Origin of the sequence: Aphanizomenon sp. UHCC 0183 (genome assembly GCF_009712065.1) — a bacterium.
GTDB classification, from domain to species: Bacteria; Cyanobacteriota; Cyanobacteriia; order Cyanobacteriales; family Nostocaceae; genus Dolichospermum; species Dolichospermum heterosporum.
In genome coordinates, this window is record NZ_VILC01000162.1 from 1 (window position 1) to 3,685 (window position 3,685).

The following is a 3,685-nucleotide window of genomic DNA, read 5'->3' on the forward strand; positions in this document are numbered from 1 at the left end:
CTCGCAAATATGCCAGAAAAATCTTTTGCCTTTGTCTGAGTATTTCCTCTAAACCTTTTTGTGTCCAGATAGTTAACCTTGATAAAGAAGCTAATGATTCAATATTTGTTATATCTTGACATAGTTCGCATCTAGCCCAAGCTTTAATAGATAATGTTTGATAAGCTAAGAGAGGTAGCTGTAATTGTTCATTATCTATAAGTAAACTTGTTTGTTGAGGTTGTAGCAGAATCCCCTGATTATCTAATTTTACAAATGCACTTTGAGCAATAGGCAAGAAACTCAAGTGATAGTAATCCTCAATTGCTAGAACATTACTTGATCCATCTGTTGGAAATAGAGCAAATTCTCGTCCTGGAGAAAGGAAACTATTAGGTATGACTGCGATTATTCTCCCATACAATAATGCCTCAATTTCTGCGGCTGGTACACTTAGGGCTGTATTAATCATTATCCTAATTAATTATTAATGCTTGAGTAAAAAAACTAATTATGTCTTGAAAATCAGTAGAAGCTACTATGTTAATTTAACTTTCTTCATCAATAGCATCTTTAGGAACTTGACCAGAGGGATCACTAAGAATTTCACCAATCAAATAATTATTAGTTACTATGCACTTTTTGCGAATAAAATCCATGATTTCTTCTTCGCTTAACTCTTCATCTTCACGACTTTTCATCAGAAAATGTAAAGCTAAAAGTGGTTTAATATCTTCTGGTTTTAACAAAACCCATTCACCACCTAGATCTGGTGATAAAAGTTTACTCAAATACTGTTGAGCTTTAGCTGCATTTCTACCAATTTGCTTAGAACGAACTAAACAACCACGAGTCATATCAAACTTCTGGTACTCTATTAATCGTTTCAATGTTGCCTGGACAAACATTCCTCCCGATTCTTGTAATACTACAACTACAATTTTGACATCTTTACCGTTTTCTTTGCCAATAATCTTAAAATCTAGATAGCCTCTATCAGCAGCTTTTACTTGAACATCAACTATGTCTACAACTTGCACATTTTCTAAGACTTCTCCTTTCATTATCGTAAATCCTAATCGCAGGGCTTGAGAAAGAGTTCCTTTATCCTCCATATAATCTTGGATAGTAGTCTCCAAAGCAGCTAATTGTTGATTATAAGCACATTCAAGAGGATCTGGTTTTACATCAGGTTTAAAATTTTCAGAACACCATTGCAAAACTTTTCTAACAATTGGTTTTTCCTTACCTAATGCTCTCAGTTCTGCTTCATTAAATGGATAAACTGAATTAGGTGGTGTTAATCCTTGTTCCTGATAAAATTCATCAAGCCATCCAGACACTAAAATAACAATATCATCAGAATTGAGATATTTTAGTTCAATGACTTTTTCTCCAATTCTATCAACAACCGATTCAGCATTTGATAATCTTTTAACTTCATTAATCCAATGATCAGGGAAAATAGATGTTAGTAAAATACCTCGTTTAATTTTATCCGATAAATCTTTGGCGAAAATAGCAGTAACTTGTCTTGCAGTATATCCTATCTCATTACAGTGATCAGCTTCCATTTCATCAAAACAAACTACTATTGGTTTATAATCACCAATTAAATCAAGAATTTGCCTAGCAGTATTGAATGACTCAGCTTCTTTATCATCTGGAGTAACATTAGCTAAACTCATTGAATCAGCTTTACTTTGTGGTACATTACCACCAGCAAGCCATCGAATAGCAAATATTTCATATGCTGGATCAGGAGAAAGTGTCCATAAAATTGCAGTAATAATGTCAGGATTTTCTATATCAGACTTAACGGCAAGGACTTTATCTCGTAAAAGTTCTACTATCTTAGGATTTTTAGCTAATGCTCCAGAAAAATAATTAATTAGGCTTTGAGGTACATAGTTTTGATTAAAAGCTTCATTAATTAAAGCTGTAGCTAATTCTTGCCATTGGCTAACGCCTTGGCTACCTGTTTGTTTGAGGCTATTTGCCAATGTAGTTAAAAATTCTGTTTTAATACGATTTAGATTATTACATTGACTCATATACACAAATAATGCACTACCGTCAATTTGTAATTTATGGCGAATTCGGCTAATAAGATGGCTTTTCCCTAATCCTCGTTCTGCTGTAATGGTAATACCTACAATTTGTCTCTGTCCGGTACTTACTTTTTCAATTGCATCATAAATAGCATCAGAAGCATGAGCATTTAAAGAAAGAACATCAGGATAACTTTTTCCCCAAACATTATTACTTCTAACTACTAAACGTCCCTCAAATGGGTTGTTGTTATTGATAGCATCACTTAATGTATTAGACATAGTTTTATGTGCAGTAGTTGTGTATGAGAGCTAGTTGAAAAGTAGAAAAATCACGAAAATTATTGAACTAAATTAAACGTTTGGCATAACAACGTAACCCGCTAACTTCAGTAATTACTGAGTCTTCTAGTTTTACTGGGTCGTTATCTGGTAAACTTCCACCTTGAAGTTGTAAAATATCCTTTTCCTGCATTTCTAACAGCCATTTATTAAATTTCTCACGACTAACTTGTTCACCTATTTCTCTTCTAATGCGATAAATAGGCACTAAATCATCCAGGTTGTAATCCTTATTCAACTTGTCATAAACAGCTAACGCGACAGACTTAAACTCCTCATAAGAACCAATTACCGCACCACCAGACGCAATCGGCGCAGCAACTACAACATCAACCTGACGCAACAACCGCAACAAAGAATTTCCTACCCAAGCACCAAGATTAGTATTAAACTGAAACTCATCACTACGCAAACCCGCCTTCAACACATCTAAACCCGTCGGTGATATGAGAGTATAACTAATTGCAGAACCCTTTTTAGTAACAGTAACAGCCCCCTGTGCTTCCAAATCCTCTAAAATACCCTGATAGTCCGCCATCTTCTGACCCTTAGACACTATCCGCTCTCTTAATTTACTCCTAGCTACCTTCTGCTGACTTCCTCCTAAATCCCACAACGCAAGCAGCAAGCGAGTTTTAGCATATAAAGTCTGTAAATTTTGGGCTTGGGCGTTCATATTCAGTATCCTACTTAACTAAAAAATATTATAAGTATTTTATTTGTTACTTGGACAAAATTCAAATAATATTAACTATTTTGATGTAAATAAGACAAAAATCAATATTTATGACTTATGCTGCAAATACCCTGAACAGGTAAGGGTAAAGCATGAGCTAAACCGCTACATTTATACTCAGGATTGGGATATTTTTTGAGTAAGAAGTCTCTAATTGCATATTTCCTCAGAGGTAAGAAATTAGAGTCGCTTATATCAGCAGCAAGATGGAAGACCGACAAAAATAGTTCATGATTACATACAAATACTATACCCATCCTTTTCTAGGTACGAAAAAACAAAAGCTCAAATCTGCCTTTGTGTCTGTACGGAGATTAAAGAGTTGTAAATAATAGGAATAAGAATGAAGACTATATATAAAGAGCGTAAACTCGGTTTACGCGTGCAAGCAATACTGATGTCTACATTACTCTCAGTTCTTTTATTAACAGGCTGTGGCGGTGGTTCTCGAAACGCATCAGTACCACCACCTGTTGATGATACAGCAGGTAGAAACATGAGCGATCGCTCTTTAGTTAATCAACCCGAAGCCAAAAAAGGATTATCCACAGGTCAGAAAGTGGCACTTTTAGGGGGG

3 protein-coding genes and 1 pseudogene are annotated in these 3,685 nt (G+C 35.0%); 1 reads left to right on the plus strand and 3 read right to left on the minus strand.

Features of this window, described 5'->3' with window-relative positions; all coding sequences use genetic code 11:
* From FJR37_RS25595 to FJR37_RS25605, 3 genes are all read right to left on the minus strand, one after another.
* Window positions 1–451, minus strand: a 451-nt coding sequence (locus FJR37_RS25595) for a DUF1802 family protein (protein WP_168467471.1), incomplete at its 3' end; no start/stop codon positions are given.
* 76 nt (window positions 452–527) lie between these two features.
* On the minus strand, window positions 528–2,312 hold the full coding sequence (locus FJR37_RS25600; RefSeq protein WP_039204231.1) for a P-loop NTPase fold protein: 1,785 nt from the start codon (window positions 2,310–2,312) through the stop codon (window positions 528–530).
* A gap of 67 nt (window positions 2,313–2,379) precedes the next feature.
* The gene (locus FJR37_RS25605) at window positions 2,380–3,048 is read right to left on the minus strand and encodes a hypothetical protein (protein WP_168467472.1); all 669 of its coding nucleotides are present in this window, start codon (window positions 3,046–3,048) and stop codon (window positions 2,380–2,382) included.
* Window positions 3,049–3,505: 457 nt separating this feature from the next.
* On the opposite strand from FJR37_RS25605, the pseudogene FJR37_RS25610 reads away from it, so the two are divergent.
* A pseudogene (locus FJR37_RS25610) lies at window positions 3,506–3,685 on the plus strand (hypothetical protein); the annotation flags it as partial.